This is a genomic window from Enterobacter sp. H2G27 (assembly GCF_054403075.1).
In genome coordinates, this window is the sequence record NZ_JBSVSI010000001.1 from 2,493,777 (window position 1) to 2,520,274 (window position 26,498).

General features: G+C 58.0%; 26 protein-coding genes. 6 read left to right on the forward strand and 20 right to left on the reverse strand.

All coding sequences use genetic code 11. The features are described 5' to 3' along the window. From ruvA to aspS, 5 genes are all read right to left on the reverse strand, one after another. The gene (gene ruvA / locus ACW9E7_RS11830) at positions 1–615 is read right to left on the reverse strand and encodes a Holliday junction branch migration protein RuvA (RefSeq protein ID WP_023617042.1); all 615 of its coding nucleotides are present in this window, start codon (positions 613–615) and stop codon (positions 1–3) included. A gap of 80 nt (positions 616–695) precedes the next feature. Continuing rightward, entirely contained in the window at positions 696–1,217 is a 522-nt protein-coding gene (gene ruvC / locus ACW9E7_RS11835; protein ID WP_003859749.1) for a crossover junction endodeoxyribonuclease RuvC, read from the reverse strand. Between the two features lie 34 nt (positions 1,218–1,251). Next, entirely contained in the window at positions 1,252–1,992 is a 741-nt protein-coding gene (locus ACW9E7_RS11840; protein ID WP_008500447.1) for a YebC/PmpR family DNA-binding transcriptional regulator, read from the reverse strand. A gap of 27 nt (positions 1,993–2,019) precedes the next feature. Next, a complete protein-coding gene (gene nudB, locus ACW9E7_RS11845) occupies positions 2,020–2,463 on the reverse strand; it encodes a dihydroneopterin triphosphate diphosphatase (protein WP_008500446.1) in 444 nt (147 codons plus the stop codon). A 1-nt stretch (position 2,464) separates the two neighbouring features. Continuing rightward, positions 2,465–4,237 (reverse strand): aspartate--tRNA ligase, encoded by a 1,773-nt coding sequence (aspS, locus tag ACW9E7_RS11850; RefSeq protein WP_111964818.1) that lies wholly within the window; start codon positions 4,235–4,237, stop codon positions 2,465–2,467. A 263-nt stretch (positions 4,238–4,500) separates the two neighbouring features. On the opposite strand from aspS, the gene ACW9E7_RS11855 reads away from it, so the two are divergent. The 5 genes from ACW9E7_RS11855 to cmoB are packed head-to-tail and all read left to right on the forward strand — an operon-like array spanning position 4,501 to position 8,081. Then, positions 4,501–5,067: a hydrolase gene (locus tag ACW9E7_RS11855; protein ID WP_121932053.1), complete on the forward strand. Its 567-nt coding sequence runs from the start codon at positions 4,501–4,503 to the stop codon at positions 5,065–5,067. Next, on the forward strand, positions 5,064–5,882 hold the full coding sequence (locus ACW9E7_RS11860; RefSeq protein WP_458727815.1) for a DUF72 domain-containing protein: 819 nt from the start codon (positions 5,064–5,066) through the stop codon (positions 5,880–5,882). Before ACW9E7_RS11855 ends, ACW9E7_RS11860 begins: the two co-directional genes overlap by 4 nt. Positions 5,883–5,933: 51 nt before the next feature. Then, positions 5,934–6,329: an MAPEG family protein gene (locus ACW9E7_RS11865; RefSeq protein WP_021240443.1), complete on the forward strand. Its 396-nt coding sequence runs from the start codon at positions 5,934–5,936 to the stop codon at positions 6,327–6,329. Between the two features lie 40 nt (positions 6,330–6,369). Beyond that, positions 6,370–7,113, forward strand: coding sequence for a carboxy-S-adenosyl-L-methionine synthase CmoA (gene cmoA, locus ACW9E7_RS11870; protein ID WP_111964821.1), 744 nt, complete (start codon positions 6,370–6,372; stop codon positions 7,111–7,113). Next, a complete protein-coding gene (cmoB, locus tag ACW9E7_RS11875) occupies positions 7,110–8,081 on the forward strand; it encodes a tRNA 5-methoxyuridine(34)/uridine 5-oxyacetic acid(34) synthase CmoB (RefSeq protein ID WP_111964822.1) in 972 nt (323 codons plus the stop codon). The genes cmoA and cmoB overlap by 4 nt, the downstream gene beginning before the upstream one ends. A gap of 205 nt (positions 8,082–8,286) precedes the next feature. Here cmoB and cutC read toward each other — a convergent pair whose 3' ends face one another. Both cutC and ACW9E7_RS11885 read right to left on the reverse strand, forming a co-directional pair. Then, a complete protein-coding gene (gene cutC / locus ACW9E7_RS11880) occupies positions 8,287–9,030 on the reverse strand; it encodes a copper homeostasis protein CutC (protein WP_271369336.1) in 744 nt (247 codons plus the stop codon). Positions 9,031–9,108: 78 nt separating this feature from the next. Continuing rightward, on the reverse strand, positions 9,109–9,669 hold the full coding sequence (locus tag ACW9E7_RS11885; protein WP_127731458.1) for a VOC family protein: 561 nt from the start codon (positions 9,667–9,669) through the stop codon (positions 9,109–9,111). A gap of 239 nt (positions 9,670–9,908) precedes the next feature. Between ACW9E7_RS11885 and argS the strand changes: the two genes are divergently transcribed. Beyond that, positions 9,909–11,642, forward strand: a complete 1,734-nt coding sequence (argS, locus tag ACW9E7_RS11890) for an arginine--tRNA ligase (protein ID WP_248174521.1) — start codon at positions 9,909–9,911, stop codon at positions 11,640–11,642. Positions 11,643–11,698: 56 nt separating this feature from the next. Here argS and flhE read toward each other — a convergent pair whose 3' ends face one another. The 13 genes from flhE to ACW9E7_RS11955 all read right to left on the reverse strand — a co-directional run bounded on the left by flhE (position 11,699) and on the right by ACW9E7_RS11955 (position 26,489). Continuing rightward, positions 11,699–12,091 carry a flagellar protein FlhE gene (gene flhE, locus ACW9E7_RS11895; protein ID WP_111964826.1) on the reverse strand — a complete coding sequence of 131 codons (393 nt, stop codon included), beginning with the start codon at positions 12,089–12,091 and terminating at the stop codon, positions 11,699–11,701. Then, entirely contained in the window at positions 12,091–14,169 is a 2,079-nt protein-coding gene (flhA, locus tag ACW9E7_RS11900) for a flagellar biosynthesis protein FlhA (protein ID WP_111964827.1), read from the reverse strand. Before flhA ends, flhE begins: the two co-directional genes overlap by 1 nt. After that, entirely contained in the window at positions 14,162–15,310 is a 1,149-nt protein-coding gene (flhB, locus tag ACW9E7_RS11905; protein ID WP_048992249.1) for a flagellar biosynthesis protein FlhB, read from the reverse strand. Before flhB ends, flhA begins: the two co-directional genes overlap by 8 nt. Positions 15,311–15,457: 147 nt before the next feature. Next, positions 15,458–16,102, reverse strand: coding sequence for a protein phosphatase CheZ (gene cheZ, locus ACW9E7_RS11910; protein ID WP_111964828.1), 645 nt, complete (start codon positions 16,100–16,102; stop codon positions 15,458–15,460). 10 nt (positions 16,103–16,112) lie between these two features. Next, complete coding sequence (cheY, locus tag ACW9E7_RS11915; RefSeq protein ID WP_008500431.1) at positions 16,113–16,502, reverse strand: chemotaxis response regulator CheY; 390 nt, start codon at positions 16,500–16,502, stop codon at positions 16,113–16,115. Positions 16,503–16,519: 17 nt separating this feature from the next. Continuing rightward, a complete protein-coding gene (locus tag ACW9E7_RS11920) occupies positions 16,520–17,569 on the reverse strand; it encodes a protein-glutamate methylesterase/protein-glutamine glutaminase (protein WP_008500430.1) in 1,050 nt (349 codons plus the stop codon). Continuing rightward, a complete protein-coding gene (gene cheR, locus ACW9E7_RS11925; protein ID WP_111964829.1) occupies positions 17,566–18,432 on the reverse strand; it encodes a protein-glutamate O-methyltransferase CheR in 867 nt (288 codons plus the stop codon). Before cheR ends, ACW9E7_RS11920 begins: the two co-directional genes overlap by 4 nt. Positions 18,433–18,451: 19 nt before the next feature. Then, positions 18,452–20,053: a methyl-accepting chemotaxis protein IV gene (tap, locus tag ACW9E7_RS11930; protein WP_133294695.1), complete on the reverse strand. Its 1,602-nt coding sequence runs from the start codon at positions 20,051–20,053 to the stop codon at positions 18,452–18,454. Between the two features lie 44 nt (positions 20,054–20,097). After that, a complete protein-coding gene (tar, locus tag ACW9E7_RS11935) occupies positions 20,098–21,765 on the reverse strand; it encodes a methyl-accepting chemotaxis protein II (RefSeq protein WP_111964830.1) in 1,668 nt (555 codons plus the stop codon). An 84-nt stretch (positions 21,766–21,849) separates the two neighbouring features. After that, the gene (locus ACW9E7_RS11940; RefSeq protein ID WP_133294697.1) at positions 21,850–22,812 is read right to left on the reverse strand and encodes a Csu type fimbrial protein; all 963 of its coding nucleotides are present in this window, start codon (positions 22,810–22,812) and stop codon (positions 21,850–21,852) included. Then, entirely contained in the window at positions 22,809–25,193 is a 2,385-nt protein-coding gene (locus tag ACW9E7_RS11945) for a fimbria/pilus outer membrane usher protein (RefSeq protein WP_248174533.1), read from the reverse strand. The genes ACW9E7_RS11940 and ACW9E7_RS11945 overlap by 4 nt, the downstream gene beginning before the upstream one ends. After that, complete coding sequence (locus ACW9E7_RS11950) at positions 25,169–25,924, reverse strand: fimbrial biogenesis chaperone (protein WP_136195787.1); 756 nt, start codon at positions 25,922–25,924, stop codon at positions 25,169–25,171. The genes ACW9E7_RS11945 and ACW9E7_RS11950 overlap by 25 nt, the downstream gene beginning before the upstream one ends. 16 nt (positions 25,925–25,940) lie before the next feature. Then, on the reverse strand, positions 25,941–26,489 hold the full coding sequence (locus ACW9E7_RS11955; protein ID WP_111964834.1) for a Csu type fimbrial protein: 549 nt from the start codon (positions 26,487–26,489) through the stop codon (positions 25,941–25,943). Positions 26,490–26,498 lie beyond the last annotated feature (9 nt).

Genomic DNA, 26,498 nt, shown 5'->3' on the forward strand with positions numbered 1-26,498 from the left:
TCACAATGCAGCGCGCAGCGCTTCACGAATCAGGGTTTCACTGCTGGCGTCCGGTTTGGCAATTTTGCTCACCATACGGCTGGCCTCCTGAGGTTTATAGCCCAGCGCCACCAGCGCGGCAACCGCTTCCTGCTCGGCATCATCATCCGTCGCAGGCGCACCTGGAGAGGTCAGTACCAGATCGGCCGCCGGCGTGAAGAGATCGCCATGCAGGCCTTTAAAGCGGTCTTTCATCTCGACAATCAGACGCTCTGCCGTTTTCTTACCGATGCCCGGAAGCTTAATCAGCGCCGCAGGATCTTCGCGCTCAACGGCATTCACAAACTGTGGTGCAGACATGCCGGATAAGATCGCCAGCGCCAGCTTCGGCCCGACGCCGTTGGTTTTAATCAGCTCGCGGAACAGCGTGCGTTCCTGCTTGTTATTGAAGCCGTACAGCAGCTGGGCATCTTCACGCACGACAAACTGAGTAAAGACAATCGCCTCTTTGCCCGCGTCCGGCAGCTCGTAGAAGCAGGTCATCGGCATATGGACTTCATAGCCCACGCCACCCACTTCCAGCAGCACTAACGGGGGTTGTTTTTCAATGATGATGCCTCTGAGTCTGCCTATCACGTGACGCTCCTGCGTTCTGGAAGAAATTAACTGCCGACATAATAAAAAAAGGCTGGATAAACATCCAGCCTGATTTGTCATTATCGTAACCTGCCTCGCGCCAGATTGAGCCGCGACTCGCTCATTTGCATCGCGTTCTGGCTCACGTGACAGTGGGTAATCGCAATCGCCAGCGCATCCGCGGCATCGGCCTGCGGGTTCGCAGGGAGCTTCAGCAGGGTACGCACCATGTGCTGCACCTGACTTTTCTCCGCGCTACCAATACCCACCACCGTCTGCTTAACCTGACGCGCCGCGTATTCAAATACCGGCAAATCCTGGTTCACGGCAGCGACAATGGCAACGCCACGCGCCTGGCCGAGCTTCAGCGCCGAATCGGCGTTTTTCGCCATGAAGACCTGCTCGATGGCGAAATAGTCCGGCTGAAACTGGGTGATGATCTCCGATACGCCCGCATAAATGAGCTTCAGGCGCGACGGCAGATCGTCCACTTTGGTGCGGATACAGCCGCTGCCCAGGTAGGTTAACTGGCGTCCCACCTGACGGATAACGCCATAACCGGTGACGCGTGAGCCTGGGTCAATCCCGAGAATAATCGACATCACGCGTCTCCTGTAACGGATTTATACGCTCTCATCAGAGAGTCGCTGCAACCTCATCAGAGATTTCACCGTTGTGGTACACTTCCTGCACGTCGTCACAGTCTTCGAGCATGTCGATCAGACGCAGCAGTTTTGGTGCAGTTTCCGCATCCATGTCCGCTTTGGTGGACGGGATCATGGAGACTTCAGCGTTGTCCGCTTTCAGGCCTGCCGCTTCCAGCGCGTCGCGCACGGCACCCATCTCTTCCCATGCGGTATAAACGTCGATAGCACCGTCGTCAAAGGTCACCACGTCTTCCGCACCGGCTTCCAGCGCCGCTTCCATGATCGCATCTTCGTCGCCTTTCTCGAAAGAGATGACGCCTTTTTTGCTGAACAGGTACGCAACGGAACCGTCAGTGCCCAGGTTGCCACCGGTTTTGGTGAACGCGTGGCGCACTTCCGCAACGGTACGGTTACGGTTGTCGGACAGGCACTCAACCATCACCGCCGTACCGCCAGGACCGTAACCTTCATAAATGATGGTTTCCATGTTCGCGTCTTCGTCACCGCCCACGCCACGTGCGATTGCACGGTTCAGGGTGTCACGCGTCATGTTGTTGGACAGCGCTTTATCAACCGCCGCGCGCAGACGCGGGTTAGACGCCGGGTCGCCGCCGCCCAGACGCGCTGCCGTCACCAGCTCGCGAATGATTTTGGTAAAGATCTTACCGCGCTTGGCATCCTGTGCCGCTTTGCGGTGTTTGGTGTTGGCCCACTTACTATGACCTGCCATAAAAATATCCTCAAAGAGCGCGCCTTTTCAGGCAGCGTTAATTACAAATTCTTCAATCGCCTGCCGGTTGCTCCACGACTTGGTCAGCGCGGCGGCATCCGCCGCATTCACCCAGCGGTAGGTCAGGTGTTCGGTAAACACGATCTCCCGTTCATGGGGGAGCGCGAGACAGAACCACGATTCCGTATTGCGCTCGGTACCCGGCGCGTAGCGATGACGTAAATGGCTAAAAATTTCGAACTCCACCGTGCGCTGACAGTCCTTCAGGGTCAGTTGCTCGCGGGCAACGTCAATGGCGACCTCTTCCTTTACTTCACGCGCGGCGGCCTGCGGCGCGGTCTCCCCCTCTTCCAGACTGCCGGTAACCGACTGCCAGAATTCAGGGTCATCACGCCGCTGCAACATCAGCACCCGCTTCGTGTCTTCTGCATAAATGACCACCAGGACCGAAACGGGGAGCTTATATGTCATATCAGTTTTTCTCTTCCTTCTTCACCACCTCAATGCCCAGCTCAGCCAGTGCGGCCGGGTTGGCAAAGCTTGGCGCTTCGGTCATAAGACACGCTGCGGCAGTGGTTTTCGGGAAGGCGATAACATCACGGATGTTATCGGTGCCGGTCAGCAGCATGGTCAGACGGTCAAGACCAAAGGCCAGACCCGCGTGCGGAGGCGTACCGTATTTCAGCGCGTCCAGCAGGAAGCCGAATTTCTCGCGCTGCTCCTGCTCGTTGATGCCCAGGATGCCGAACACGGTCTGCTGCATTTCACCGCTGTGAATACGCACGGAACCGCCGCCCACTTCGTAGCCGTTAATGACCATATCGTAGGCGTTGGCGACGGCCTCTTCCGGTGCCGCTTTCAGCTCTGCCGCCGTCATCTCTTTTGGCGAGGTGAACGGGTGGTGCATCGCGGTCAGGCCGCCTTCACCGTCGTCTTCAAACATTGGGAAGTCGATAACCCACAGCGGCGCCCATTTGCTCTCGTCGGTCAGGTTCAGGTCTTTGCCGAGCTTCAGACGCAGCGCGCCCATCGCATCCGCAACAACTTTCTTGTTATCTGCGCCGAAGAAGATCATGTCGCCGTCCTGCGCGCCGGTGCGCTCAAGGATCGCTTCCACGATGTCCGCGTTCAGGAATTTCGCGACCGGGCTGGTGATACCTTCCAGACCTTTCGCACGCTCGGTCACTTTAATATAGGCCAGACCTTTAGCGCCGTAGATCTTGATGAAGTTGCCGTAATCGTCGATCTGCTTACGGCTCAGTGCTGCACCACCCGGTACGCGCAGGGCCGCCACGCGACCTTTCGGATCGTTAGCCGGGCCGGAGAAGACGGCAAACTCAACGGCTTTCACCAGGTCTGCAACGTCCACCAGCTCCATCGGGTTACGCAGGTCTGGTTTGTCAGAGCCATAACGACGCTCGGCTTCCGCGAAGGTCATGATTGGGAAATCGCCCAGCTCAACGCCTTTAACGTCGTTCCACAGGCTACGCACCAGGGCTTCCATCACTTCACGCACCTGCTCAGCGGTCATGAAGGAGGTTTCCACATCGATCTGGGTAAATTCAGGCTGGCGGTCAGCACGTAGGTCTTCGTCGCGGAAGCATTTCACGATCTGATAGTAGCGATCGAAGCCGGACATCATCAGCAGCTGTTTGAACAGCTGTGGAGACTGCGGCAGCGCGTAGAATTTGCCTTTATGGACGCGGGATGGCACCAGGTAATCGCGCGCGCCTTCCGGCGTGGCTTTGGTCAGCATCGGGGTTTCGATATCGAGGAAACCGTGGTCATCCATAAAGCGACGCACCAGGCTGGTGATTTTCGCACGGGTTTTCAGGCGCTGAGCCATCTCCGGACGACGCAGATCCAGATAGCGGTATTTCAGACGCGCTTCTTCAGTGTTGACGTGGTTGGAGTCCAGCGGCAGCGCTTCAGCACGGTTAATGATCGTCAGATCGGACGCCAGCACTTCAATGGCACCCGTCGCCATGTCGGCGTTAACGTTTTTCTCGTCACGCGCACGCACGGTGCCGGTGACCTGAATGCAGAACTCATTACGCAGCTCAGAGGCCAGCTTCAACGCATCAGCGCGATCCGGATCGAAGAACACCTGAACGATACCTTCGCGGTCGCGCATATCGATGAAGATAAGGCTACCAAGATCACGACGACGATTGACCCAACCACACAGGGTGACCTGCTGTCCGACGTGGGACTGACGCAGCTGCCCGCAATATTCTGTACGCATGAGATATCCCTTAATTAGCCGCAGGCTAAATGTCGCCTGGTATGCAGGCTACTATGTCGCAGCTTTCTGTATGTCACAACTGGATGAAAAAAGGCGGCTATTATACTGGAAATTCCGCCGGACGATAAGAGCGAACCACGGCCTGGCGGTCGTTTGCTGCACTCTTATTGCGCATTCTCACAAAAATTAACAAAATTATCCGCCCAGGAACAGGCCATCACGTCGTATGGTGTCCGGAAGTGATTCATTTAACGGGAGTAACGATGTTAACACTTGATGCCAGTAAAACCGCGCTTGTCGTGATTGATTTACAGGAAGGCATTTTGCCCTTCGCCGGCGGCCCGCATACCGCGGACGATGTAGTCAGCCGCGCCGCTCGCCTGGCGGAAACCTGTCGTGCCAGCGGTGCCCCGGTTGTCATGGTGCGCGTCGGCTGGTCTGCTGATTACGCCGAAGCGTTAAAACAGCCCGTTGATGCCCAGGCTCCTGCACGCGCCCTGCCGGAAAACTGGTGGACGTACCCGGCCTCACTGGGTAAACGCGACAGCGATATTGAAGTGACCAAACGTCAGTGGGGTGCATTCTACGGCACCGATCTTGAACTGCAGCTCCGCCGTCGCGGCATTGACACCATTATCCTGTGCGGTATTTCCACCAACATCGGCGTGGAGTCGACTGCCCGCAACGCGTGGGAGCTGGGGTTTAATCTGGTGATTGCCGAAGATGCCTGCAGCGCGGCCTCCGCGGAACAGCATCAGGGCAGCATGACCCACATCTTCCCGCGCATCGGCCGCGTGCGCAGCACGGATGAGATTGTCAGCGCGCTATGATGTATGTCGGTTTACCCCAGTGGTCGCACCCGAAATGGGTGCGCCTTGGCATCACCGGCCTTGAGGAATATGCCCGGCACTTCAACTGTGTCGAGGGTAACACCACCCTGTATGCGCTTCCGAAAGCCGAGATTGTTGCACGCTGGCGGGAACAAACGACCGACGACTTCCGATTCTGCTTTAAGTTTCCGGCGACCATTTCTCACCAGGCCGCGCTGCGCAACTGCGGTGAGTTGACTGACGAATTCTTTGCCCGGATGGCGCCTCTGGCAAACCGCATCGGCCAGTACTGGCTGCAGCTTCCGGCCGTCTTTGGCCCGCGCGACCTGCCCGCGCTGTGGACGTTTCTGGACGCCCTGCCCCGGGAGTTTACCTACGGCGTTGAAGTCAGGCATCCTGAGTTTTTTGCTAAGGGCGAAGCGGAAAAAGCGCTCAATCGCGGCCTGCTTGAGCGTTCCGTTAACCGGGTGATCCTCGACAGCCGTCCGGTGCACAGCGCTATCCCGCATAGCGAAGCCATCGTTGAAGCTCAGCGTAAAAAACCGAAAGTACCGGTTCACGCCATCGTGACCGCACATAACCCAATGGTCAGGTTTATCGGCAGCGATAACATGCAGCAAAACCAGGCGCTGTTCACCGTCTGGCTGGAAAAACTGGCAGCGTGGGAACACACCACTACGCCGTATCTCTTTTTGCACACGCCGGATATTGCCCAGGCCCCCGAACTGGTCGATGCTCTATGGCAGGCCTTGCAGGCTGCGGTGCCGTCCGTGGGAAGCGCCCCTTCCATCCCACAACAATCTTCTCTTTTCTGATATCACCCCCTATCATAGTGAAGTGCCATCTGCCAAAAACAGGGAGTTTGTATGGTCAGCGCGCTGTATGCGGTGTTAGGTGCATTACTGCTGATTAAGTTTTCATTTGATGTTGTGCGCCTCAGAACGCTCTACCGCGTCTCCTACGGTGACGGCGGGTTTTCAGAGCTACAAAGCGCTATCCGCATTCATGGCAACGCGGTTGAATACATCCCCGCAGCCCTAATCCTGCTGCTGTTTATGGAGATGAATGGCGCAGAAACCTGGATGGTGCACATCTGTGGCCTGCTGCTTATTGCTGGCCGCCTGATGCATTATTACGGCTTTCACCATCGCTTAATCCGCTGGCGTCGTTCCGGCATGAGTGCAACCTGGTGTTCACTTTTGCTGATGGTGCTGGCTAACCTGTGGTATATGCCGTGGGAGTTGGTTTTCTCCCTCCATTAGCGCACAATACGCCACTTTATTTTTCCCGGATTTTTACGTTATGTCAGATCGCGACACGCTTTTTTCCGCGCCTATCGCCAGCCTGGGCGACTGGACCTTCGATGAACGGGTAGCCGAAGTCTTCCCGGATATGATCCAGCGCTCTGTTCCCGGTTATTCCAATATTATCTCTATGATCGGCATGCTGGCTGAGCGCTTCGTTCAACCCGGCACGCAGGTCTATGACCTGGGCTGCTCGCTCGGCGCGGCAACGCTGTCGGTTCGTCGTAACGTTCACCACGAAGGCTGCCGCATTATTGCCGTCGATAACTCCCCGGCCATGGTTGAGCGCTGCCGTCGCCATATTGACGCGTACAAAGCTCCTGTTCCGGTAGACGTGGTGGAAGGTGATATCCGCGAGATTGAGATCAATAACGCGTCGATGGTGGTGCTGAATTTCACGCTTCAGTTCCTGGTACCGGAAGACCGCCAGCTGCTGCTGGACAAAATTTATCAGGGGCTGAATCCTGGCGGCGCGCTGGTGCTCTCGGAGAAATTCAGCTTCGAAGATGCCGAGGTTGGCGAGCTGCTGTTCAATATGCACCACGATTTCAAACGGGCGAATGGCTACAGCGAGCTGGAGATCAGCCAGAAGCGCAGCATGCTCGAAAACGTGATGCTGACGGATTCCGTAGAAACCCATAAAGCGCGTCTGAGCAAAGCCGGTTTTGAGCACAGCGAACTGTGGTTCCAGTGCTTTAACTTTGGTTCGCTGGTAGCGCTGAAAGCGGGGAAACCGGCATGATCGAGTTCAGTAACTTCTATCAGCTGATTGCCAAAAATCAGCTCTCCCACTGGCTGGAAACCTTGCCCGCGCAGATTGCCGCCTGGCAGCGGGACCAGCAGCACGGCCTGTTAAAGCAGTGGTCAAATGCAGTGGAGTTTCTGCCCGAACTGACCCCGCATCGTCTGGATCTTCTTCACAGCGTCACCGCAGAGAGTGAAGAACCGCTTCCGCCAGGTCAGATCAACCGCATCGAAACGCTGATGCGTAACCTGATGCCGTGGCGCAAAGGGCCGTTTTCACTTTACGGCGTGAACATCAATACCGAATGGCGCTCTGACTGGAAATGGGATCGCGTTCTGCCCCACCTTTCCGACCTGACCGGGCGCACCATTCTGGACGTGGGCTGCGGCAGCGGTTACCACATGTGGCGCATGATTGGCGCGGGCGCGCATCTGGCGGTAGGTATTGACCCGATGCAGCTGTTCCTGTGCCAGTTTGAAGCGGTACGTAAGCTGCTGGGTAACGATCAGCGCGCGCACCTGCTGCCGCTGGGCATTGAGCAGCTGCCAGCTCTGAAAGCGTTTGATACCGTGTTCTCCATGGGCGTGCTTTATCACCGCCGCTCCCCGCTTGAACATCTGTGGCAATTGAAAGATCAGCTGGTCAGCGGCGGCGAGCTGGTGCTCGAAACGCTGGTGATTGAAGGCGATGAACACGCCGTTCTGGTACCGGGCGATCGCTACGCGCAGATGCGCAACGTTTACTTCATCCCTTCCGCGCTGGCGCTGAAGAACTGGCTGGAGAAATGCGGGTTTGTGGACGTGCGGATTGCCGATGTCAGCGTGACCTCAATTGAAGAGCAGCGCCGCACCGACTGGATGATCACCGAATCGCTGGAGCAATTCCTCGACCCAACCGATCACAGCAAAACCATCGAAGGCTATCCGGCCCCGATGCGTGCGGTATTGATTGCGACTAAGCCGTAGTCTTTTAGTCGGGTGGCGGCTGCGCCTTACCCGGCCTACTCGTAGCACGTTTTCTCCGAAATAGTTCAAGTTGCAGCAAGGCGGCCAACGCAGCTGCGGCTTGAAATATGAAGGAGAAAAAAAGGCCCCTGTGTAATTGGCAGGGGCCTGGTACAAGCAAGCATCATATTGGGCGACATGATGCGCGGTAAAAATCGGTACGTTGCTACACGTGATGGCGCTCAATCAGCGACTTCATTTCCGCAACCGACTCTCCCTCTACGCCATAGCGTGAATACTCATCCGCTTCAGCATCCGTCGACATTGACAATCCTGTATTGCGATAACGCATGGGCGAAGGTATCCATTTCCCCGCAGAGCTGTGCAGCTCTTCTACCCCAGCGTTTAAAAACCGTTCCATATTGCTGGCGCGTACTCCCGCACCCGCCATTATTATTGGAACACCAGAATGTGCTTTTAGTTCCGTAATTAATTGCAGTCCTTTTTCAGCTGACGCCTGCTGACCCGATGTCAGGATGCGCGCCACGCCAAGTTCTCCAAGCGTTTCAAAGGCCTGAAGCGGATCTTTACACATATCAAATGCGCGATGAAAAGTGACGGACATCCCCTGCGCGGCGCTCATAATCTGACGCATACGCGGTATATCGATATTGCCGTCTTCATCCAGCAGCCCGGTCACCAGCCCTGAAAACCCCAGGTCCCGAACGAGGGCGATATCATCAAGCATGGCACTGAACTCGCCCGCCGTGTAACAAAAATCACCGCCGCGCGGACGAATAATTGGGTGAACGGGAATAGTGACGGCCTGACGGGCTGACTTCAACACGCCGTAAGACGGCGTCAGCCCGCCCTCCTTGGGTGCCGCGCACAGTTCAATGCGGTCAGCCCCGTGCTTTTGCGCGGTCACGGCACACTCCACGCTGTAACAACAAATCTCCAGCAGCGCCATTTAATCCTCCTGAAATTCCACTAAGCAAAACATCATGACACGCCGTTCGTTTTCGGTCCCGGCGTGAACTCACATCTCTTATGCTTCACTGGCAACGATCTGCTCAATGGTCCACGGATGAAACTTCACCGTAACCTGTCCGTCAGTAACGGCCAGCGTCGGGTTAGGTAACCGCTCGCGCTCGCCTTTGGGAGAACTGGTCTTCACAAAAATTCCCGGCTGGCTTAAGCCTTCGTCCGCTAACAGGGCCAGCGCGCGCGCGTTTAACGTCTCCGGCTCACCCGGCAGGACAATCTCGATATGTTCCCAGCCTTCGTGCGGATAGCGTTTCTCGCCCGGCCACGGCAGTTCAACCACACTGAACTGCCAGTGCGCCACGTTCACCGGCTCATGCAGTTTGAACAGGCAAATGGGGCGGCCATTAATGATATTCTCGGACAGTAACTCGCCGCACTGTTCGAACCCGCGACGCCAGCGCTCGGCGGTGGCATTCTGATGACAGCGCAAAGAGATATGATCGGCCTCAAGCGGCGCAATATCCAGACCCAGACGGGTGGCAAGTTCTGTGAACGCCTGGGTGAAGCGCGGTAAATCTGCGGAAATATCATGCAGTTCGTCAATGGATTGCCAGTTCGCCATAAGTCATTCTCTTTTCATGTCGCAAAGCCGCTAATTTACTCTGTTGCCCTGTTTTGACCAACCTCAGAAACCGGCTTTTTGCGACTGCATGATTATGCACACCTTCACTGCCTGGATTCTGAGCAATCTTCAGGCCCCGCACTGCTGACGTCAGAAGGCATTTGCAGTATACTCCCGCCCTAAATTCTTTAACTGGCGCGGGCGGTTGTAAGCCCGCATCAAAAACGTAAGGTATCCAGGTGAATATTCAGGCTCTTCTCTCCGAAAAAGTCAGTCAGGCACTGATTGCCGCAGGTGCCCCTGCGGATTGCGAACCGCAGGTTCGTCAGTCAGCAAAAGTACAGTTTGGCGACTATCAGGCTAATGGCGTGATGGCAGTGGCTAAAAAACTGGGCATGCCGCCGCGACAGCTCGCTGAGCAGGTACTGACGCATCTGGATCTTTCCGGCATTGCCAGCAAAACCGAAATCGCCGGTCCGGGCTTTATCAACATCTTCCTTGAGCCTGCTTTCCTGGCAAGCCACGTTGACGCGGCGCTGAAATCCGATCGTCTGGGAGTGTCCCAGCCGGAAGCGCAGACCGTCGTGATCGACTATTCTGCGCCGAACGTGGCGAAAGAGATGCACGTTGGCCACCTGCGCTCCACCATCATCGGTGATGCCGCAGTGCGCACGCTCGAGTTCCTCGGTCACAAGGTGATCCGCGCGAACCACGTGGGCGACTGGGGCACCCAGTTCGGCATGCTGATCGCTTACCTGGAAAAACAGCAGCAGGAAAACGCGGGTGAAATGGCGCTGGCGGACCTGGAAGGATTCTATCGCGAAGCCAAAAAACACTACGACGAAGACGAAGCTTTTGCCGAACGTGCGCGTAGTTACGTGGTTAAACTGCAGGGAGGCGATCAATACTTCCTCGAAATGTGGCGCAAGCTGGTTGACATCACCATGTCCCAGAACCAGCTGACCTATAACCGTCTGAACGTCACCCTGACCCGCGATGACGTAATGGGTGAAAGCCTGTACAACCCAATGCTGCCCGGCATTGTGGCTGACCTGAAAGCGAAAAACCTGGCGGTGGAGAGCGAAGGCGCAACGGTTGTGTTCCTTGATGAGTACAAAAACAAGGAAGGTGAACCGATGGGCGTGATCATCCAGAAAAAGGATGGCGGCTATCTCTACACTACGACCGACATTGCCTGCGCGAAATACCGTTACGAAACGCTGCATGCCGACCGCGTGCTGTACTACATAGACTCCCGTCAGCACCAGCACCTGATGCAGGCGTGGACCATCGTGCGTAAAGCCGGTTACGTGCCGGACAGCGTTCCGCTGGAACACCACATGTTCGGCATGATGCTGGGTAAAGACGGCAAGCCGTTCAAAACCCGCGCGGGCGGAACCGTGAAACTGTCAGACCTGCTGGACGAAGCGCTGGAACGCGCCCGTCGTCTGGTGGCCGAGAAGAACCCGGACATGCCGGCCGACGAGCTGGAAAAACTGGCCAACGCCGTGGGTATCGGTGCGGTGAAATACGCGGATCTCTCCAAGAACCGTACCACCGACTATATCTTCGACTGGGATAACATGCTGGCGTTTGAAGGTAACACGGCGCCATACATGCAGTACGCCTACACCCGCGTGCTCTCGGTATTCCGTAAAGCCAGTATCGACGAAAGCGTGCTGGCGAATACCACCGTGACCATCACGGAAGATCGTGAAGCACAGCTGGCGGCGCGTCTGCTGCAGTTCGAAGAGACGCTGACGGTTGTCGCGCGTGACGGCACGCCGCACGTAATGTGTGCTTACCTGTATGACCTGGCGGGTCTGTTCTCCGGCTTCTACGAGCACTGCCCTATTCTTTCTGCGGAAAACGAATCGGTTCGCAACAGCCGCCTGAAGCTGGCGCAGCTAACGGCGAAGACCCTGAAGCTGGGTCTGGATACCCTGGGTATCGAAACCGTAGAACGCATGTAATACAAAAAACCCGGCAATCGCCGGGTTTTGTTTTTGCAGTCCTGGTAATCCAACCGTCAGCGATAGTTCACGATGACGGAATTGCTTTGCACCTTCAGCGCCGGAATCAAACGCCCCCCACCCGGCACTTCCCAGATGAAACGCAAAGGTTCAATAGCCGGTACGCCGTTGAACGCCTGCGTTGTCCCATTTTCGCCGTCGATTTCGGTACAGCGCGTCTGAGAGCAGAGGCGCACCCGCAAGCCCGCTGGCGTAGGGCCAATCAGCCGATAGTTCCAGACCACAAGGCCCATCTGACCGGAGACCTCTTCTGAAGGCGCCAGCGGGTTAGACGACATAGCAACACCGCGATTGCTGAGGGTCACCCCCATGCTGCTCGCCTGCCAGGTGCCCCCCCCGGCAGCCTGCGCCGCCAGCGGGAAGAGCAACATCCAAAGCCATTTACGCATTATTTTCCTCCAATCGTCGCGGTCATGCGGATATGACGGTTATCCGACAGCTCCAGATTCGACAGCACGACCAGCTGGTTCAGGCTACGACGCAGGAAGCGGGACAGCAGCGGACGCAGCGCGTGGTTCACCAGCAGCACCGGCGGCGCGCCGAGCATCTCCTGACGCGCCAGCGCCTCCTGCGTTTGCGCCAGCAGACGGTCCGCCAGGCCCGGCTCCAGACCGCCTCCGCCCTGCAGAGCCTGCAGCAGCAGACGCTCAAGCGGCGTATCGAGGCCGATCACCTGCACTTCCCCGGTTCCCGGGAACCACTGCTGGGTAATGGCGCGTCCCAGCGCCACGCGCACCACCGCCGTCAGCTCGTGCGGATCGCTTTGTATCGGCGCGTGTTCGGCAAGGGTTTCCAGAATGGTGCGCATATCGCGGATCGGCACCTTCTCGTCGAGCAGGTTTTGCAGCACCTTGTGCAGCGTGGTTAAGGTCAGCACGCCCGGGACCAGATCTTCCGTCAGCTTCGGCATCTCCTGCGTGACGCGGTCCAGCAGCTGCTGCGCTTCCTGACGGCCAAACAGCTCCGCCGAGAATTGCCCAATCAGGTGATTAAGATGGGTCGCCACCACGGTACTGGCTTCAACAACCGTATACCCCTGGATCTGCGCCTGCTCTTTCAGGGCGCTTTCAATCCAGATAGCGGCCAGGCCAAAGGCCGGATCGATAGTTTGCTCTCCCGGCAGCGTGCCTGCGGCGGTGCCGGGGTTAATCGCCAGCCAGCGGCCCGGATAGGCATCACCGCTGCCAATTTCGACACCTTTCATCAGGATACGATAGCGCGCGGGCGGCAGGTCCATATTGTCGCGGATGTGTACCACCGGCGGCAGGAAGCCCATATCCTGCGCGAATTTTTTACGGATACTGCGGATACGGCCGAGCAGCTCGCCGTCCTGCTGGAAATCGACCATCGGGATCAGGCGATACCCGACTTCCATTCCCAGGGAATCTTCCAGCTGAACGTCGTTCCAGGTCGCTTCAACGGCCTGGGTATTCTCCGGCATTTTAACCTGAACAGGTTCCGCTGCCGGTTTGGTTTCACGGCCACGCATCCACCACGCAAGCCCCAGCAGCCCCGCCGTAAACAGCAGGAAGACGAGGTTTGGCATCCCCGGCACCAGGCCGAGCAACCCGAGAACCGCAGCGGCCAGCAGCATCACGCGCGGGTTGCTGAACAGCTGGCCCACCATCTGCTCGCCAACGTCCTGATCGGTGCTCACGCGGGTCACAATCACACCCGCCGCAGTGGAGATAACCAGCGCCGGGATCTGCGCGACCAGACCGTCACCGATGGTCAGCAGCGTATAGCTTTCCGCCGCGTGGCCCATGTCCATCCCATGCTGCAGCACGCCCACCAGCAGGCCGCCAACCACGTTAATCACCATGATCAGAATGCCCGCGATGGCGTCACCGCGCACAAACTTACTCGCACCGTCCATGGAGCCGTAGAAGTCCGCCTCCTGCGTCACCTCCGCACGGCGTTTTTTGGCTTCATCTTCGGCGATAAGACCGGCGTTCAGGTCGGCGTCGATCGCCATCTGCTTGCCCGGCATCCCGTCGAGCACAAAGCGCGCGCCCACTTCCGCAATACGCCCTGCACCTTTGGTGATGACCATAAAGTTGATGATCACGAGGATGACGAACACCACGATACCGATAGCGAAATTGCCGCCCACCAGGAAGTGGCCGAACGCTTCCACCACTTTACCTGCCGCTGCCGCCCCGGTGTGTCCTTCCATCAGAATGATACGCGTGGATGCCACGTTCAGCGCCAGTCGCAGCAGGGTGGTAAACAGCAGAATGGTCGGGAACGCGGCGAACTCCAGGGTACGCTGGGTGAACATCGCCACCAGCAGCACCATAATGGACAGCGCAATATTGAAAGTGAAAAGCAGATCGAGGATGAACGCCGGGAGCGGCAGTACCATCATCGACAGAATTAGCAGGATCAGAATCGGCCCGGCAAGGATTTGCCATTGGGTCGATTTCAGGTTGCCGGGCAGGCGCAACATTGCCACCAGATTAGCCATCAGTGTCCTTCTCGTTCATAAAATCCAGCGCGGCAGGCACCGGAAGGTTCTCAGGTTTCACAGGCCGTTGACCGCCGGCCAGACGCCAGCGCTTCAACTGCCATACCCAGGCCAGCACTTCCGCCACGGCGGCGTAGAGTTGTCCCGGGATCTGTTGTCCAATATCCGCATGGCGGTAAAGGGCACGCGCCAGCGGAGGGGCTTCCAGGATCGGCACGCGGTGTTCCGTGCCGATTTCCCGGATGCGCAGCGCGATCAGCCCTGCCCCTTTCGCCACCACTTTCGGCGCGCTCATTTTGTTTTCGTCATAGCGCAGGGCAACGGAATAGTGCGTCGGGTTGGTGACGATGACGTCGGCCTTCGGCACATCTTCCATCATGCGGCGACGGGCGGCGGCACGCTGCATCTGGCGGATACGCCCCTTAACGTGCGGGTCACCTTCCATCTGCTTATATTCGTCACGGATATCCTGACGTGACATGCGCAGCTTTTTGAAGTGGGTATAAAGCTGGAAGATCACGTCAAAACCCACCATCGGGATAATGCTGAGCACCACCAGCAGTGCGCAAAGCCCGACCAGATTCAGCGCGTTGCTCATCGCGGTGAGAGGCGATTCGCTGATGAGACGCATCATTTCCGGCCAGTGGTACCAGAGGTAAAACCCCGCGGAACTGCCCATCAGCACAGATTTGAGAATGGCTTTGAGCAGCTCAGCCCCGGTCTGAGCAGAGAACATTTTCGCAATGCCCGGCAGCGGGTTCAGTTTGGAAAATTTCGGCTGCAGCGATTTGGCGCTGAAGACCAGACCGCCGAGCATCACCGGCGAGACCAGCGCGACCAGCACAACCCCGGTAATCAGGGGCAACAGCGCGACCATGGCCCCTTTAATCAGTTGAATAATCTGGCTGAGGATCAGATTCGGATCGTTGACCATGCTGTGGTCAAAACGCAAGCCGGTTGAAAGCATTCCCGCCAGCTTGCGGGCGAGCGACTCCCCGCCCCACCAGATAATGCACACGCCTACGATAAGGATCAGCAGGGAGGTCAATTCTCGGGATCGGGGGATTTGCCCTTCCTCACGCGCCTTTTCTAGTCGGTGGGGTGTGGGGGCTTCCGTTTTGTCGTCGTTCTCTTCTGCCACAGTGCATGCTCAGCCCATTACGTCACGGGTATCATGCCAGCGCAGCGGAAATCCAATGGCGGGAAAAGCCCGTTTATTCGGGCTCTTTTCGGTGATTTTGTCGCAAACCGCCTCAGGCGGCGTAACCTCCTGAGGCGGAAAGGACTATCAGAAGCCGAGGCTGTCCAGCAGGTCGTCTACCTGATCCTGGCTTGCCACAACGCCTGCCTTGGTGGCGTCGAGCTGTGGACCATTGAGCAGGCTTTCGTTCTCGCGTTTTGGACGGGCTGCCGGTTCCGGAATGTTCTCCAGCAGAACCATCAGCAGCTGGCGCTCAATCTCCTGGATAACATCCATCATGCGCTTGATGACCTGACCGGTCAGGTCCTGGAAATCCTGCGCCATCATGATGTCCAGTAGCTGGGCGTTGGTGAAGCTGGTGTGGCCCGGCACATCGCCAAGATACTGACGAGTATCCGTTACCAGCTCGCGGGCATCAGCCAGCTCGATAGGGTTTTCAAACCACTCGTCCCAGCGTTTGCTCAGGGCTTTCGCCCCCTTTTCCATCGCATCCTGGTGCGGCTGTGATGCTTCAACGCTGTTCAGCGCACGTTCCGCAGCCTGAGCGGTCATCTGCACGACATAGTCCAGACGATCGCGGGCATCAGGAATCGCTTCCGCCGCTTCGGCAATCGCCTGATCCAGACCCAGCTCGCGCAGGCTGTCACGCAGCATGCGCGTCAGGCTGCCGATGCGGACGATGATATCGCTCGGCGAGTGTTCTTCAACGGGTTTCATAGCAGGTTGCAACATTTCCATCACCTCACATGCCGAGTTTCTCGAAGATCTTACCGAGCTTCTCTTCCAGGGTTGCCGCGGTGAATGGCTTCACCACATAGCCGCTTGCGCCCGCCTGTGCAGCGGCAATGATGTTCTCTTTTTTCGCTTCTGCAGTGACCATCAGAACCGGCATAGAGGCCATTCCCGCATCGGCACGAATGGTTTTCAGCAGTTCCAGACCGTCCATGTTTGGCATGTTCCAGTCGGAGATAACAAAACCAAACCCGCCAGCCTGCAGTTTGTTCAGCGCATCAACGCCATCTTCTGCTTCTTCAACGTTGTTGAAGCCCAGCTCTTTCAGCAGGTTGCGTACGATGCGACGCATGGTGGAAAAGTCATCCACAACCAAAAACTTAAGCTCTTTATCCGCCATAAAATAATACTCCTGAGTCAAATACGTATTGCCTGTCCGGCACTGATTTTCGCCAGCATCTGCTGGCTTACCTGGCTAAGATCGACCACTTCGCTCACGCCACCCATATTGATGGCCTCGCGCGGCATGCCGAACACCACACAACTTGCTTCATTCTGCGCAATCGTCCAGGCGCCAGCCTGGTGCATTGCAAGCATTCCGGCGGCACCGTCGTTGCCCATCCCCGTCAGGATCACCCCTACGGCGTTGCGCCCCGCATGTTTCGCCACCGAATGAAACAGCACATCCACCGACGGACGGTGCCGGTTGACCGGCGGTCCGTCATGAATTTTGATTTGATAGTTAGCGCCGCTGCGCGCCAGCTCCATATGCTTGTCGCCCGGCGCGATATAGGCATGCCCCGGGAGCACGCGCTCGCCGTCTTCCGCCTCTTTCACGCTGATCTGGCACAGCTTGTTCAGGCGTTCGGCGAACGAACGGGTAAAGCCAGGCGGCATATGCTGAGTGATCAGAATACCCGGACTTGAAAGCGGCAATGGCTGGAGTACATGACGAATTGCCTCTGTTCCTCCGGTTGACGCCCCAATGACCAGCAGTTTTTCCGAGCTGAGTAATGGACCGGCCTTCAGGGTCGCCGGCGCGGCCATCGGCGTGTGGGCGGCAAGCTTCGCACGCGACGCGGTGCGGATCTTCTCGGCGATCATTTCGCTGTAGGCCAGCATCCCTTCACGAATGCCGAGCTGCGGCTTGGTGACAAAATCCACCGCCCCCAGCTCCAGCGCGCGCAGGGTGATTTCCGATCCTTTCCCGGTCAGGGAGGAGACCATCACCACCGGCATAGGCCGCAGCCGCATTAATTTTTCGAGGAAATCGATGCCATCCATGCGCGGCATCTCGACATCCAGCGTTAGCACATCGGGGTTATATTTTTTAATTAAATCCCGCGCTACCAGCGGATCGGGCGCGGTTGCCACCATCTCCATGTCGCTGTGGCTATTGATAATTTCAGTCATGATCTGACGCATCAGCGCTGAATCATCGACAGACAACACCCTGATTTTACTCATGCTTTTTCCTTACTCAGCGCATATACCGTTTGCCCACGCAGGCTAAACTCACGCACGAGGTTGCTGAAGTTTTCCGAGTGCCCGGCAAACAGTAAACCGTCAGGCTTGAGCAACGGAACAAACCGACGCAGAATGTCCTGTTGCGTCGTTTTATCAAAATAGATCATGACGTTACGGCAAAAAATGGCGTCGAACGGCCCCGGCACGTTGTACTGCTTATCCAGCAGGTTAACGGGCGCGAATTCGACGCAGTTCGCCAGCTCCTGGCGTACGCGCACCAGGCCTTCATGCGGGCCCGTCCCGCGCATGAAGTAACGCTGCAGCTGCTGCGGCGACAGCGTTTTCAGTTCATCCTGGCGATAAACACCGTTACGCGCCTTCTCCAGCACTTCAGTATCGATATCGCTGGCGTAGACCTTCCAGCGTCCCGGCGTCATTCCCAGCGTATCGGCAAGGGTGATCGCCAGCGAGTACGGCTCTTCACCCGTCGAGGCGGCCGCACTCCAGACGCGATACTCCCCGGTGCGACGGCGCGCATGCTCGGCCAGAACCGGGAAGTGGTGAGCTTCACGGAAAAACGCCGTCAGGTTGGTGGTTAACGAGTTAATAAAAGCCTGCCACTCGGCGCTGTTCTGGTTCGCCTCGAGCATGCTCAGATAGCGGCCAAAATCATCCAGCCCCAGCGTACGCAAGCGCCGCACCAGACGGTTGTAGACCATGTCCCGCTTATGATCCGCAAGCACGATCCCCGCACGCTGGTAGATTAACTGACATATCCGACGAAAATGCGCGTCGGACAGCGCGAGGCGCTGTGTCATCTGCAACAATAATGACGTTTGCCCAGGGGGCATTGGTGATGTCATAGCGCCTTCTTAATTACATTCAGGATACAACTGGCACGGCCTGCGACCGCCCGACTTCTGTTACTGCTTCAACGTGCTCTTTCACATTAAATACCGCGACCAGTCCGGTAAGACGATCCGCCTGGCTGGCCAGCTGATCGGTTGCCGCTGCCGCTTCCTCAACTAACGAGGCGTTCTGTTGCGTCACCTGATCCATCTGGCTGACCGCCTGGGCAACCTGCTCAATGCCGCGACGCTGTTCATCCGACGCCGAGGCAATTTCGCCCATAATGTCGTTAACCCGCGTCACGGAGGTGACGATCTCGTGCATGGTTTTCGCCGCCGTATCCACAAGCGTTGAGCCCTGCTGAACGCGCGAGACCGACTCTTCGATCAGGACCTTGATTTCTTTCGCCGCGTTGGCGCTGCGGCTCGCCAGGTTACGTACTTCCCCCGCCACCACCGCAAACCCGCGCCCCTGCTCCCCGGCTCGCGCCGCTTCCACAGCGGCATTCAGCGCCAGAATGTTGGTCTGGAACGCGATACCGTCAATCACGCTGATGATGTCACCAATTTTCTGCGAGCTGGTGGCAATCTCCTGCATGGTGCTGGCGACATGGGACGCCTGGTCACCGCCTTTCTTCGCCGTCATCGCCGCCTGTTTTGACAGGTCAGACGCCTGACGCGCGTTATCGGCGTTCTGGCTTACCGTCGCCGTCAGCTGCTCCATGCTGGCCGCCGTCTGCGCCAGCGAGGCCGCCTGCTGCTCTGTGCGAGATGAGAGATCGTTGTTACCTGCCGCAATCTCTGAGATCCCGGTGTGCATGGCATAGCTGCCCTGCCGCACGTCGCTCACCGTTTCCCGCAGCGATCCCTGCATCGCCTTCAGGCTGGCAAAAATCGCCGAAATTTCGTTTTTGCCGAACACCGCCACCGGACGCGCCAGGTCGCCTTTTGCAATACTGTCGAAGTGGCTGCTGACGATCGCCAACGGCTGCACAATCATTCTGCGCGACCAGAGCAGCGCCCCACCGGTCAGCAACCCTGCCAGAATCACCACCACGGCGAAGATGACGCCCGACATGTGATAGCTTTGACGGCTCTGGTCACCGGCACGCTGTACAGACTGGTTAATATCCTGCTGCCAGGCGTTAAAGCTGCCGTCAAACGCTGCCTGAGACGCCTGGACCGGTGCGGTCATAAAGTCCGACAGCTGGTTGTTCTCAAGCCACGTCGCCTGGTGGTCCAGATCGCTGTACCACTGCTCAAAGTTCGTCTTCATGGCGGCCTTCAGCGCTTTCTCTTTCTCGCTGTCGGCGGCCTGCGCCGTAAAGGCTTTAAACTGTGCGTCAGCCTGTTTCAGGCTGTCGCGCGCGGTTGCCATCAGCGCTTTAATGTCATCCGGCGGATAGCTCAGCGCGGTTAAGGTTCCCGCCTTGTTCAGCGCAGTGCTTGCCTGCAACAGCACGGCACGCGTTTGTGCCAGTGCGGAGCGCTGCTGATTACTCGCCTCAACTTCCTGCAAATTCTGATAGCCATCGCGAAACGCCCAAAAAGACAACCCGTTACTGCCAACCTGCAACACACCGCAAAGGATCAGAATCAAAAACAGTGTGGTCGAGATACGAATACGATTTAACATCCACGCTCCCATCAAGCGGCAAGCAGCCGCGGTTTATTTATCAGTCAAAATGTTTCCCAGTTTTCATCTTGTCCGGTCGTCGCGGTACGCGTACGGAGTGCAGCCGGTTCAGCGGCTGGCGCGCGGTACGTCGCCTGCGGAGTGACCGTGTTTCCAGCGAGTGAAGCGAGACGAAACGCCGAGACGGCCATCTTCAGACGGCTCGCCTGGTCTTCCAGGGCAGCGGCCGCCGCAGCGGACTCCTGCACCAGCGCGGCGTTTTGCTGTGTCACGCGATCCATTTCCGATACCGCCAGGGCAACCTGGTCGATACCACGACTCTGCTCATCAGACGCAGAGGCGATTTCCCCCATGATGTCCGTCACGCGGGTAACGGCATTCACGATGTCATTCATGGTCTCCCCGGCGCTTTCCACCAGCACGGAACCGGTATCCACGCGGGAGACAGAGTCTTCAATCAGCGACTTGATCTCTTTTGCCGCGTTGGCGCTGCGGCTGGCCAGGTTGCGCACTTCCCCGGCCACCACGGCAAACCCGCGCCCCTGTTCGCCCGCTCGCGCCGCTTCCACGGCGGCGTTCAGCGCCAGAATGTTGGTCTGGAAGGCAATGCCGTCGATGACGCTGATGATGTCGGCGATTTTCTTCGAGCTGTCGGCGATTTCGTGCATGGTTTTCACCACGCCATCCACCACGCGTCCGCCGCGCTGCGCCGTCTCGGAGGCGCTTTCTGCCAGCTGAGACGCCTGGCGGGCGTTATCGGCGTTCTGCTTCACGGTCGCGGTGAGCTGCTCCATGCTGGCGGCAGTCTCTTCCAGGGCGGAAGCCTGCTGTTCGGTACGGGATGAGAGATCGTTATTCCCCATCGCAATTTCGCTGGTGCCGGTATAGATAGCCTCCGACCCGTTACGCACGTTGGCGACGGTTTCGATTAACGAACGCTGCATATGGTCAACGCTGTTTGCCAGCTCGGTGATCTCATTGCGCCCGGAAACGGTCAGCGTTTTAGTCAGATCGCCTCCGGCAATTTCACGAATGTGGGCAATGACGCGCCCAAGAGGATTCAGCAGGATATGGCGAATGCCGTACCAGACCGCGACCAGCACGATGACCAGCGCCAGCGCCATTACGGCCATCTGCCATTTCGCAAAGCGGTAGTCATTCTGACTTGCCGTAAAGGCCGAGTGATAGAGATCGCCACTGGCCTTCGCGTATTCCCCCAGCGCCGCGCCGAGTGCGTTTTGCATCCCCTGCGTCGGCTGCGCGAAATAGGCGTCCATATTTCCGCTCTCCAGGAACTGAATGAGTTCTGTCAGACCAGTATGGTAGGCATTGTATTTTTCATCGATGTTCTGGCTCACCTGCTCCATAGCAGGCTGCGGGGCGATCTTTTTGAAGGCGTCGTAATGTTTCGCGGCGTCAGCGAGGGTGGCACGGGCATTTTTCAACAGATCGGTTTTCGCGCTGCTCTGCTGATTGTTAGGGTCCATCATCATGCGCGCGGACGAGCGGCTCAGGTTGATACGCGTTTGCAGCATCAGATCCCACGTCGACGTGAGTTCACTCTGCTGCAGGCGGAGATCGTTCGAGGCCGCGAAACTGTCCTGGTTCTGTTTTAATGACGAGAAAAAAAGCCCGCCGGAGATGAGCTGAAGAAGTGCGAAAATGACCAGCACCATCATGAGCATTGTGACAACGCGGATACGGTTCAACATACAACACCTTCTCATAGATTTATTAACGGTGTTATCGGCACAGCCCACAGGAACTTTACATTTGCGAAAGGGAAAAGCGCGGGGTTAAAACGCCACGTCGACAATAAGCGTGTCGGTGTAGGTTCCGGCAGGAGGCGTGGCCTGACTGGTCAGGACTTTCGCGGTGTAGTTGTAGGTGCGCAGTAAACCGTCGGCACTTACCTGCGATGACGTCGCGCTGGACCAGCGCTCGCTGCCGCTGCCGCCCCAGCGGTTACCGGTGGCTTCCTTATAGATGTCGTAGCTCATGGCGTTACTGCCGCTCACCATGCGCCGCACGTTGTTCAGCGCGTTGGCACCGTTATTAATGCCGATGGTATACGTACTGCCTTTGGTACAGGTGACGGCAATCGCCTGCGAGACGGTAGGGAAACTTTGCACCAGCGGCGCGCTGTTGAAGTTGACGTCCGGCGTGGTCATGGCGCTGCAGTCGTTGGTGACGGTCATATCTAACAGGATGGTGGTTGTCGCGGTTCCCGTCTGATTGATTGTGCAAGCGCCGAGCGCGCCCACGGAGCAGACGCTGTAGTTAACGCTGAAGGTTAACTGCACCTGATATGGCCCGGCAGTCACGTTTTGCCCGGCGACGGTGCGGAAATAAAGCGGAATGTTGTACTGCTTTGATCCCAGTAACCCCAGCAGGGTATTCCCGCTCCAGGTATACGATTTACTTATCTGTACCTCGCTGCTGCTCGCGCACCCCGATAGCCCGCACAGCCGGGTGGGGATCACGTCGGTGATGGCCGCATTATCCGTGCGTTTCATCGTGGCCCGGCTGCTGCCCGAAACCGATGCCGCGGTGTAGGTCAGCGTTACCGAGTCGCTGGTCAGCAGATTCAACACGGCATCGCAGGCCACCACCAGCGTGCCGGTGGTTTGAACTTCCCCGGTTCCGCTGAGCGCGAACGAAGTGACGCTGCCAAACGACGCATTAACCGTACTGACGGTACACGCCGCCCAGCCGCCGCCGGAGAAAAGCAGCAGGATCAACAGCAGCAGGCGCGTCATGGCTCCTCCCGACAAATCAGCGGCCCGTAGGTTTTTAGCTTGTGCTCCGGATTGGCCCCCACGGTTAGGGTGGCCTTGCAGCGTTTACCGTCAGGCGCAGTCACCTCGAGCGGGTTCACATCGCTGAGATTTTCCAGCCATGCGATGCCGTCATACCCCACCACCGCATTGCTGCGCGAGACCCGTCGGACCTGGCTTCCCACCGGCAGCGCCTGGCCGCGCGCATCATGCAAAATGACGCTTGCCACCCGCTCCTGCTCCATCGGGAAATCGACCAGATAGCCGCTGTGGCGGCGGATCGCTATCCGCCGTTCGGTCTCTTTCAGACGGGTATCCGCCGGCAGATTCAGGGTATCAATCCGGTAGCTTGCCGGATAATACGCCGACACCCCGCTGATCAGCAGGTAGCCGTTATTATTGGTTTTACCGACGGGCTGGTTCTCATAGCTGACGGGCACATCCGGGTGGCCGTCGGTACTGATAACCACAAATGCATCGTTGATCTTATTCGCTGCAAACAGCTCGCCGTCCATCAGCACAATTGCGCCCATCGCCTCGCCCCACCAGGTCATGGTGTCCCTTTCGCCATAGCCGCCGCCCTGCAGCTCTATGTTGTTATTGCGCCAGCCCAGCGTAGCCTGTTGATAATCGCTGGATCTTGACTGGTTGGCCCAGGCCATGTTCCAGCTGAAACCGCCGTCAGAAGGCATAGAGTGGTTGTAGTTAATGCGCTGGGTACTGCCGGCATCCGGGGTATTTTCAACGGTGACGGCAGCGCTGTCGCGTGCCCCCAGCGGCACCTGCAGCGACAGCGCGACCGTCCAGTCTCCCCGCTGCTGGTCCCGGCTGCCGGCCAGGTAAATGCTGCTCGCCCCCCACAGGTTGCGGCTCCAGGAGAGATTGAGCAGTTCGGTTTTTTGACTGTCAAAACTCTCCACCCCAATCCAGGCCGCGCCGATATTTCCATACCGTCCCAGATTGAAGGTCAGAGAATACTGATCCGTATTACGGCTAAAGCTGGCGATGGGCTTATCGTTTTCGTCATACACCGTCGGCTGGTCGTAGAGGGCCAGATTGCCAAAGCCGCGGTCGCGACGCGTGTGTTGAGTGGCGACGCTAAATTCGCTGGTACTGTACTGGTAACCCCAGTTGATTTGCCCGCCCGCATCCCCGCGCATGCGGCTCTGCGAGTAAGAGGTATTTACCACGCCAAACTGGCCGAGTTTTATTACCGTTCCCGCACCACCCAGCGCCAGCTCCTGCGCCCCTTCTGCATGCCCTTCCAGCGTTAGCCAGTCCGTCACCCCGTAGCGATACGAGCCGCTGCCTGCCGCCGAGCCGTAGTCAAAATTCTTGATACCGTAATTACGCCGCAGGCTGCCGAGCGTCACGGCGCCGTCGCTCAGCCCTTGTTTAAGTAAGTCACTGGTGACGTAAAACGGGAGCGTGGTGCTTACCTGGCGTCCCAGCGCATCCGTTGTGACCAGAACCGCATCCCCGGCGCCGTTGATATAGGGTAAATTAGTCAGGGTGAAGGGGCCGGGCTGAAGCTGGGTCGAACCGGAGCGATAGCCGTTGATAAAAAGATCGACCGAGGTGGGTACCGCGGCTTCCCCTGCGAACTCGGGCAGCGGCCATGTCACCAGGTCAGGTCGCAGGGAGAAATCCCGCCCTACGCTTACGCCCCCCATCCGCACGCTGGAGCTCCAGCTCAGGGCATCGCTGATCACGTCCCCGACGCTCCAGCTCATCGCGTCATCTTCGTGAGTGAACAGCAGGGTCGTATCATAGCGGACATACCCTTCCTGCTGGCCGTCATTACCGGTGAAATTTTCCCGCGCGTAACCGGTGGAGGAAAACGAGCCGTTCTCGTTGAAGTAGCGGAACTCATGCCAGAGCGACGCCTGACCGCCGATATGTTCCGTGTGGTTAGTGTAGAGATCGTAATTCAGCAGCGCCCCGCGGCCAAAGTGCGGTTTGGCCTGCGCCGTTTGCCCACTAAAAGACGTCACGCGGGCCGTCACCCAGTCACGGGGCACGGTCAGCAGCAGGCGCTGCGCGGCGCTGTCATACTCGACCCGAACCTGAGCAAGCGAGGAGAGATTCACCTCTCCGGTGGGAACATGCGCCGGGGGCAGCCCCGCGCGCAGCAAATCGGCGCTTGAGATAAAGAAAGCGCCTTTACGCTGCGTCACGGGCACGACCAGACCGGTATCGTAGTGGTTCAGCACGAGGGCAAGCTGGAAAACCGCTTCATCATTTATCGTCTGCGCCTGGGGAGGTGGCGGCAAACTGTCGTCGCCGGGCTCGGCCAGGGTCGCGGAACTGACGCAAAGCAGTATTATCATCGCCGGCTTCAGTTGACGGGCGTCGACTGCCATTGTGCGTCCCTGGCATTAATCTGTGCGCTCATCCGCTCTGGCTGACGAACGCCAGCGGGTATGGGCCAGCTGCGGGTGCTGCCCGGGAGGACGTAACCCAGTAGTCCTTCCGCTACCGTGCGTTTCTGCCCTCCCTGCTCCAGCGTCACCTGGCTCAGCCTGACATGGACATCCCCCCGATTTCTGACCTCCAGCACAGGCTGCCCCTCCGCGCGCGTCACACGCCAGCTCAGGTTTTGGGTTTCCGCCAGCGCGTGATGCGCGCCCTCTTTGATGGTTCGGACCCCCTGTCCATACACGAACAGAGGGATGGAGTAACGCATCTGCAATTTGAGGCCGATGGTGGGTTCGGCTTTTGCATCAGGCTGGGGGATTTCATCTACGATAATGCGGTAAGCCTGTTCGACGCCCGCGGGAACCGCAGCCTGTTTGATAAGGCGAATAAGCTGCTTGCTGCCTGTGCCAATCGTGACGATGGGCGGGCTGGCGACCACGTCCTGCTGCGAGGTATATCGCTCGTGTCCGTCCTCCTGCTTCCAGCGCACGATGCGGACCTGCATCGTCGTGGCGCTGTTCCCCTGGTTCTGGATCCACAGTTCAGTGGCGTTGGCGTCCGCTGCAAGCCACGGGTCGATAGGCCAGAGCAGAATGGTGGCTGCCGCCTGCGCCTGGCCGGCAACCGCCATTCCCAACGCGCCCGCCAGACAAACGGGTCTGAAAAATGGCTTCATCAACACTCTCCCTTTATTACCATGACAAGGTCACGGTGAGCTGATCGGAATAGGTTCCCGCCGGGCTAAACCCGGTCAGTAGCGCCACGCCAAAAAGCGGTAGCGCGATGTTATTGCTGTTGGTATAGGTCACCGGTATCGCCTGGTTGACGCCAATTTCACTGTTTGCGGCCAGCGAGCTGCTGCTGTAGAGCCGGTATGGCACCAGCTCTGTTCCACCGGACCGCTTCATGCGGCGAACGGATGAATAATTCTGGCCGCCATTAATGCTCATGCTCAGCGACACGCCCGGCGTACAGGCGATAGACAACGCCCCGTTTGGCACAAAGCTGGTGCTGACCGGCGCGCTCTCGACGCCGTTATGGCTGCCAAAATCCAGCGTACCGAGAAGCCCTCCGCTACCGGTGGCCACCGCGCACCCTGGAACAATCGTCGCGCTGACCTTAAAGGACTGGGATGTCACAGCATCCGCTGCGGGCATCATGAGCAATCCAGCGATCAGCGCGAAAAAAGGCTGCACGATTCCCTCTGCGCGATTGCGCAGACCAGTAAGAGTTGCCTTCATGGCGGTGCA

What these genes read in the sequence shown, in the direction of transcription:
- cmoB (WP_111964822.1), top strand. Translation starts at nt 7,110, where the DNA reads ATGATCGAGTTCAGTAACTTCTATCAGCTGATTGCCAAAAATCAGCTC.
- tar (WP_111964830.1), bottom strand. Translation starts at nt 21,765, where the DNA reads ATGTTGAACCGTATCCGCGTTGTCACAATGCTCATGATGGTGCTGGTC.
- cheR (WP_111964829.1), bottom strand. Translation starts at nt 18,432, where the DNA reads ATGACATCACCAATGCCCCCTGGGCAAACGTCATTATTGTTGCAGATG.
- ACW9E7_RS11885 (WP_127731458.1), bottom strand. Translation starts at nt 9,669, where the DNA reads ATGGCGAACTGGCAATCCATTGACGAACTGCATGATATTTCCGCAGAT.
- ACW9E7_RS11945 (WP_248174533.1), bottom strand. Translation starts at nt 25,193, where the DNA reads ATGGCAGTCGACGCCCGTCAACTGAAGCCGGCGATGATAATACTGCTT.
- aspS (WP_111964818.1), bottom strand. Translation starts at nt 4,237, where the DNA reads ATGCGTACAGAATATTGCGGGCAGCTGCGTCAGTCCCACGTCGGACAG.
- cutC (WP_271369336.1), bottom strand. Translation starts at nt 9,030, where the DNA reads ATGGCGCTGCTGGAGATTTGTTGTTACAGCGTGGAGTGTGCCGTGACC.
- cheZ (WP_111964828.1), bottom strand. Translation starts at nt 16,102, where the DNA reads ATGTTGCAACCTGCTATGAAACCCGTTGAAGAACACTCGCCGAGCGAT.
- flhA (WP_111964827.1), bottom strand. Translation starts at nt 14,169, where the DNA reads ATGGCTAATCTGGTGGCAATGTTGCGCCTGCCCGGCAACCTGAAATCG.
- ACW9E7_RS11840 (WP_008500447.1), bottom strand. Translation starts at nt 1,992, where the DNA reads ATGGCAGGTCATAGTAAGTGGGCCAACACCAAACACCGCAAAGCGGCA.
- ACW9E7_RS11860 (WP_458727815.1), top strand. Translation starts at nt 5,064, where the DNA reads ATGATGTATGTCGGTTTACCCCAGTGGTCGCACCCGAAATGGGTGCGC.
- tap (WP_133294695.1), bottom strand. Translation starts at nt 20,053, where the DNA reads ATGTTAAATCGTATTCGTATCTCGACCACACTGTTTTTGATTCTGATC.
- ACW9E7_RS11940 (WP_133294697.1), bottom strand. Translation starts at nt 22,812, where the DNA reads ATGACGCGCCTGCTGCTGTTGATCCTGCTGCTTTTCTCCGGCGGCGGC.
- ruvC (WP_003859749.1), bottom strand. Translation starts at nt 1,217, where the DNA reads ATGTCGATTATTCTCGGGATTGACCCAGGCTCACGCGTCACCGGTTAT.
- cheY (WP_008500431.1), bottom strand. Translation starts at nt 16,502, where the DNA reads ATGGCGGATAAAGAGCTTAAGTTTTTGGTTGTGGATGACTTTTCCACC.
- ACW9E7_RS11855 (WP_121932053.1), top strand. Translation starts at nt 4,501, where the DNA reads ATGTTAACACTTGATGCCAGTAAAACCGCGCTTGTCGTGATTGATTTA.
- ACW9E7_RS11955 (WP_111964834.1), bottom strand. Translation starts at nt 26,489, where the DNA reads ATGAAGGCAACTCTTACTGGTCTGCGCAATCGCGCAGAGGGAATCGTG.
- flhE (WP_111964826.1), bottom strand. Translation starts at nt 12,091, where the DNA reads ATGCGTAAATGGCTTTGGATGTTGCTCTTCCCGCTGGCGGCGCAGGCT.
- cmoA (WP_111964821.1), top strand. Translation starts at nt 6,370, where the DNA reads ATGTCAGATCGCGACACGCTTTTTTCCGCGCCTATCGCCAGCCTGGGC.
- ACW9E7_RS11950 (WP_136195787.1), bottom strand. Translation starts at nt 25,924, where the DNA reads ATGAAGCCATTTTTCAGACCCGTTTGTCTGGCGGGCGCGTTGGGAATG.
- ACW9E7_RS11865 (WP_021240443.1), top strand. Translation starts at nt 5,934, where the DNA reads ATGGTCAGCGCGCTGTATGCGGTGTTAGGTGCATTACTGCTGATTAAG.
- ACW9E7_RS11920 (WP_008500430.1), bottom strand. Translation starts at nt 17,569, where the DNA reads ATGAGTAAAATCAGGGTGTTGTCTGTCGATGATTCAGCGCTGATGCGT.
- nudB (WP_008500446.1), bottom strand. Translation starts at nt 2,463, where the DNA reads ATGACATATAAGCTCCCCGTTTCGGTCCTGGTGGTCATTTATGCAGAA.